The organism is Sporichthya sp. (assembly GCF_013815995.1).
Lineage (GTDB): Bacteria > Actinomycetota > Actinomycetes > Sporichthyales > Sporichthyaceae > Sporichthya.
The window spans coordinates 1-4,517 of the sequence record NZ_JACDFE010000294.1 but is presented as its reverse complement, the minus strand read 5'-3'; the positions used below and the strand labels follow the sequence as shown (position 1 = coordinate 4,517).

The window sequence follows — 4,517 nt, the reverse complement described above, 5'->3', positions numbered from 1 at the left end:
GCCGACCACTGCGCCGCCGCCCTGACCCAGGCCCGGCTCCGCGAGCGCGCGGTGACCAAGTTCGGCCCGGCCGCCGCCGGGATGTGGTTCACCCCGGACGGCCTGGAGCAGGCCACCCACCCCGTCGTCGCCGCGCACCGGGCCGCCCGACTGGCCGCCGCCCTCGAGCCCGGAGCGACCGCGCTCGACCTCTGCTGCGGGATCGGCTCAGACCTGCTGGCCCTGCGCGCGGCCGGGTTCGCGGTCGCCGGCAACGATTCCGACGGCCTGACCGCCGCCGTCGCCACTGCCAATCTCGCCGCCGTCACAACGGATGACATCCGCAGCGAGAGCGTGGTGACGGTCACGGTCGGGGACGCACAGGCGGCGGATCTCAGCACGACGGACCTGGTCTTCCTCGACCCTGCCCGCCGCTCCGCCCGGGGCCGGGTGTTCGACCCACGGTCCTACTCCCCGCCGTGGTCGTTCGTGCACGACCTGTTGGCCCGGCCGGCGACCGTGGCCAAGGTGGCGCCCGGGATCCCGCACGAGCTCCCTGCCCCGGACGTCGGCATCGAGTGGGTGTCGCTGCGCGGCGAGGTCAAGGAGGCCGCGCTGTACTCCGCCGGCCTCGCCGGGGGCATCCGCCGCCGGGCCACGCTGCTGCCGGGCGGACACACCCTGTCGGCAGTCGGGCCCGACTCCGAGGAGGTAGCGCCACCCGTCGGTCCGCCCGGGCGCTGGCTCTACGAGCCCGACGGCGCGGTGATCCGCGCGCACCTGGTCGGCGCGGTCGTCGAGGCGGTGAACGGTCGACTGCTCGACCCGACGATCGCCTACGTAACGGCGGACGCCCCGGTCGCGACACCGTTCGCCCCCGCCTACGAGGTGACCGACGTGCTGCCGTTCGCGGTGCCGAGGCTGCGCACGCTGTTGCGGGAGCGAGGCGTCGGGGTGCTGACGGTGAAGAAGCGCGGTTCGTCGATCGTTCCCGAGCAACTGCGCCGCGAACTTCTGCGCGGCAGCAAGGGCAGCGCCGAGGCGACGGTGGTGATCACCCGGGTCTCCGGCGCCCCGACCGCGCTGGTGGTCCGGCCGGTCAGCCGGACATCTCCCGGCGCATGATCAGCGCCGCGACCCCGTCCTGGTAGTACTGCGGGCGCTCTGCGATCTGTACGAAGTCACGACGTCGGTAGAGCGCGATGGCGGCGGTGTTGTCCGCACGCACTTCGAGCAGCACCTCCGAGCAGCCCGCGTTCTGAGCCTGCGTCAGAAGTTCACCGAGCAACACCCCCCCGAGGCCGGTGCCTTGGTGGTCATGGCGAACCGCAATCGTCTGCACGTCCCCCGTGCCCTCGATCGCCGCCAGGCCGACGTACCCGACGATCTCCTCACCCTCGACCGCCGCGCGGTACCAGCGGGTGGCGGGGATGCCGGCGAGCTCGCCCCAGAACGTCTCCGCCGTCCACGCGTCGACGCCGAACAGGACGGCCTCGATCCCGGTGAGCTCCTCGATGTCCCACCACCGGACGGGCCGCAGTTCCATCAGCCGAGGGCGCGCTTGCGCGCTCCGGGCGGCGCGGCGTCCGGCTTGCGCAGGTACAGCGGCTCCAGCGGCAGCGTCTCGCGGCCCGCCGCCACGTACTCCTCGACGATCGCGGCCAGGTCGACCGGGTCCGGGTGCAACGGCGGACGCGCGCCGGGGAACGCCTCGGGGTAGAGCACGCCGCCCTCCCCCACCAGCGGCCCGGCGTAGGGCACCTCGGCCGGCTTGTCGACCGAGGGTCCGGAGATCCGCTCGCCACCGGCGTAGCTCGCCCAGTAGACCTCCTTGCGCCGGGCATCGGTGGCGACCACGAACTCACCGTCGATGGCCCGGGCCGCGGCGCGCGCCAGCACGTCGAGCGAGCAGATTCCGTACGCCGGGATGCCGAGCGCGTGAGCCAGCGCCCGCGCGGTCATCAGCCCGACCCGCAGGCCGGTGTAGGGCCCCGGCCCGACCCCGGCGGCGACCGCGTCCACCTGACGCGGCGTCACCCCGGCCCGGTCCAGCACCGCCTCGATACTGACCGCCAGCAACTCGTTGTGCCGGCGCGCGTCGACGACAGTCTCGGTGGCCAGCGCGACGCCGTCGCGGCACAGCGCGACCGAGACCGCCGGGGTCGAGGTGTCGATAGCCAACAGCAGCACCGCGTCAGCCTATGTATCCACCGTTGCCTCCGCCCAACTGGTCGCGACCAGTTAGGCGGACGTAAGCGCGGTGGCGAGGTCGGTACCCGCCCAGCGCTCGCCCACCGCCGAGACGGTGACGGTGCGGACGGCGGCGCTCGGGTCGTCGGGGTCGGCGCCGGGCGGCGGGTCGGCCTGCCGGGTCAGCACGAGCTCCAGTCGGTCCGCGGAGAGCTCCTCGACCAGCCCGGCGCCCCATTCGACGACGGTGACCGATTCGGCCAGGGAGTACTCCAGGTCGAGGTCGGCCACCTCGAGAGCGTCGGCCATCCGGTAGGTGTCGACGTGCACCAGCCCGGGCCCGTCGCCGAGAGCGGGATGCACCCGCGAGATCACGAAGGTCGGCGAGGCCACCCGGCCGCGCACGCCCATCGCCTCGCCCAGGCCCTGGGTCAGCGTGGTCTTGCCCGCGCCGAGGTCGCCGGTGAGCACCATCAGGTCCCCGGGTCGCAGGACCGCGGCCAGCCGGGCGCCGAGCGCCCGCATGTCGGCCGCAGCCGGCACCTCCAGCACCAGCGCAGCAGTCGCCGCCGTCGAATCAGGACCGGTCATCACGCGCCCGCCGCGAGCTTGACCCGGTCCAGCAGCCGCCGCAGGGCGGCGTTCACCTCGTCGGGATCCTCGAGCTGGACCAGGTGCCCGGACTTCGGCAGCACCAGCAACTCGGCCTTCGGGAGCACCGCGGCCATCGCGCGGCTGTGCGCCGCGGGCGTGAGCATGTCCCGCTCCGCGGCGACGATCAGCGTCGGGCACCTCTGCAGCACCGGAAGCGCCGCCTCCTTGTCGTGTCGGTCGAACTCGTGGAAGAACTCGGCGAAGACATCCAGCGGCGTCGAGGACAACAGCCGACCGGCGAACCTGGCCAGCGAGGTCGGGACGTCGGCCCGGCCGAAGGAGAGCCGCCGGGTGATCATCAGCCCGATCCCGCGATCGGCCTTCATGCCGCGCCGGACCGCCAGCGGGTTGGTGGCCACCCGGTTGACCACGGTCGGCGCCATCGGCCAGATCCGCTGCATGAGCGCGGCGGGTATGCCCAGCGACATCTCCGCGAGCCGACCGGGTGAGGTGGTCAGCAGCGCGACGCCGACGATCCGGTCGCCGAACAGCGTGGGGTGGGCATCGGCGTAGCCCATCACGACCATGCCGCCGAGCGAGTGCCCGATCAGGACGACCGGCCCGGACGGAGCGACCTCCGCCAGCACCGTGTGCAGGTCGTCGGCGAGCTGCTCGATGGTCGCGCTCGCCGGCGTCCCGCGCCCGGACCGCCCGTGGGCGCGCTGGTCGTAGAACACCAGCCGGCCCAGGTCGCGCAGGTCGCGGCGCTGAAAGTGCCAGCAGTCCATCGGCAGGCAGAACCCGGGGATGAACACGATCGTGGGCGCGTCCGCCGGGGCACCTTGCGGGGGATGGAGCGACTCCTCCACCTCGACGACCAGTTCCACCCCGTCGTTCGCGGTGACGATGATCGGCTCGGTGTGCAGCTCGCCGAAGGGCTCGCGCCGCATCGGGTCCGGCCGGGCCGCCGAGCGCGCCCGGGCGTAGCGGCGCGCACCCGCGGTGGCGAGGGCACCGCCGGCCACCGCCCCGGCGCTGAGGGCCCAGCGCAGGGCGCCGGACCCGGAGTCGTCGGCGAGCAGCTCAAGCTCGGTCATGCGCCGCGGTACACCCGAGGGATGCGCGCCCCGATTCCGGTGACGATCTCGTAGGTGATGGTGCCGATCAGGTCGGCCCATTCCTGCACGGTGGGCTCGCCGTGCTCGCCCGGACCGAACAGCAGCACCTCGTCGCCGGCGGCGACGTCGAGGTCACCGAGGTCGAGCACGACCTGGTCCATGCAGACCCGGCCGGCGATCGGCACCCGCTTCCCGCCGACCAGCATCGGTCCCCGGCTGCTCGCGGTGCGCGGGATGCCGTCGGCGTAGCCGACCGGCACGATGCCCAGCGTCGTGGCTCGCTCGGTGACGTAGGTGTGGCCGTAGGAGACCCCGTGCCCGGCCGGCACCCGCTTGGTCAGCGCCAGCCGGGCGGCCAGCGTCATCGCCGGGCGCAGCCCGTAGGCCGCGGAGTCGCCGAGTTGCGGGACCGGGGAGAATCCGTAGGCCGCGATGCCGGGCCGGACCAGGTCGAAGTGCGCCTCGGGCAGGGTCACGGTGCCGGCCGAGTTGGCCAGGTGCCGGACCTCGGGCCGCACGCCGGCCCGCTCCGCATCGGAGACCGCGGCCGTGAAGGCCTCGACCTGCGCGGCGTTGCTCGGGTGGCCGGGCTCATCGGCGCAGGCCAGGTGGGACCACAGCCCCACCACCCGGACG

Annotated in this window: 6 protein-coding genes; 1 reads left to right on the top strand and 5 read right to left on the bottom strand. The window is 73.8% G+C overall.

Annotated elements, in window-relative coordinates; genetic code table 11:
- A partial coding sequence (locus tag H0X00_RS21870; protein WP_293774822.1) for a hypothetical protein occupies positions 1–1,104 on the top strand: 1,104 nt, incomplete at its 5' end.
- On the opposite strand, the gene rimI is transcribed toward H0X00_RS21870, so the two are convergent.
- From rimI to alr, 5 genes are all read right to left on the bottom strand, one after another.
- Positions 1,079–1,525 carry a ribosomal protein S18-alanine N-acetyltransferase gene (gene rimI, locus H0X00_RS21865; RefSeq protein WP_293774820.1) on the bottom strand — a complete coding sequence of 149 codons (447 nt, stop codon included), beginning with the start codon at positions 1,523–1,525 and terminating at the stop codon, positions 1,079–1,081. The genes H0X00_RS21870 and rimI overlap by 26 nt on opposite strands.
- On the bottom strand, positions 1,525–2,169 hold the full coding sequence (gene tsaB, locus H0X00_RS21860) for a tRNA (adenosine(37)-N6)-threonylcarbamoyltransferase complex dimerization subunit type 1 TsaB (protein WP_293774818.1): 645 nt from the start codon (positions 2,167–2,169) through the stop codon (positions 1,525–1,527). Before tsaB ends, rimI begins: the two co-directional genes overlap by 1 nt.
- A 51-nt stretch (positions 2,170–2,220) precedes the next feature.
- Positions 2,221–2,760, bottom strand: coding sequence for a tRNA (adenosine(37)-N6)-threonylcarbamoyltransferase complex ATPase subunit type 1 TsaE (gene tsaE / locus H0X00_RS21855; RefSeq protein WP_293774816.1), 540 nt, complete (start codon positions 2,758–2,760; stop codon positions 2,221–2,223).
- Positions 2,760–3,860, bottom strand: a complete 1,101-nt coding sequence (locus tag H0X00_RS21850; RefSeq protein ID WP_293774813.1) for an alpha/beta hydrolase — start codon at positions 3,858–3,860, stop codon at positions 2,760–2,762. The genes tsaE and H0X00_RS21850 overlap by 1 nt, the downstream gene beginning before the upstream one ends.
- Positions 3,857–4,517 (bottom strand): alanine racemase (gene alr, locus H0X00_RS21845; RefSeq protein ID WP_293774809.1); only part of this gene is annotated, 661 nt, incomplete at its 5' end. The genes H0X00_RS21850 and alr, both read right to left, overlap by 4 nt.